This window comes from Methanobrevibacter filiformis (assembly GCF_001639265.1).
GTDB classification, from domain to species: domain Archaea; phylum Methanobacteriota; class Methanobacteria; order Methanobacteriales; family Methanobacteriaceae; genus Methanacia; species Methanacia filiformis.
Window position 1 is genome coordinate 1 of record NZ_LWMT01000173.1, and the last position, 909, is coordinate 909.

A 909-nucleotide genomic window follows, 5' to 3' on the forward strand; every position below is an offset into this window, starting at 1 on the left:
AATAGATATTCAATGAAAAACATAGACAACAAATAAAAAAAACTACAAAAAATAATTTACAATCTAACCACAACTAAGAAAATTCACTGTCATCCATCAACTGAAAAATTAATTATTGCACAGCCAATTAACTATAAAAAAAATAGTTAATATATGTTAATATATAAAATTTAATAAGTAAAACAATTATTAATTTTCATAAGCTTCCTCGAGTTCATCAATAATCCAATTTGGTGCACTATTAACAGGTATAGTTATAATAACATCTTCCATATTATTAATAATCATCTCCACATCATTTCTTGGAACTTCAAGAAGTAATAAATACTGAACATCAAGTTCAGCTAAATTAGAACTTCGTTCATAATTAGAAAGTTTTAATCCATAGCTATTTAATATACTACTTGCAAAAGACTTGTTAAAACCTCCAGATGCAACAGATCTTAAGATTTGCTCAACATCAACAGAGTAAGCTTTTTCATTTCCAACAACATTGGTTACATTACCATTTATATTAGAGGATTCGTATTTAATAATTTTCTTTTTATATGTATTATTTTTTTTCTTTGGTATTTTTATTTATGTTTGATTGTTTATATATTTTTTTATGAGTTTTAATAGTAGTATTCGTAAGTGTTTTAGGTTTGTGTTGAAGAAGTTGAATGTTTGGGAGAGTAGTGGTAAGTTTAGTGTTGATTTTGATTATTTGAGGTCTGTTGTTCGTGGGGATTTTAGTGATTTGTGGAAGGAAGGTCTTAATTTTAATATTAATAGTCCTTTTAATAAAGAGCTTTTGTGTTGTGATTTGGAAAGAATGGTTCGCGCATTAGATGATGGAGAAAGTGTGAATCATTTTAAGACTCTTTTTCTTCTTAACTCTATGAATAATGAAAATGAAGAGTTGTTAGA

1 protein-coding gene is annotated in these 909 nt (G+C 26.3%); it reads left to right on the forward strand.

Annotated elements, in window-relative coordinates; all coding sequences use genetic code 11:
* Positions 1–607 precede the first annotated feature (607 nt).
* A partial coding sequence (locus tag MBFIL_RS04750; RefSeq protein ID WP_157078627.1) for a hypothetical protein occupies positions 608–909 on the forward strand: 302 nt, incomplete at its 3' end.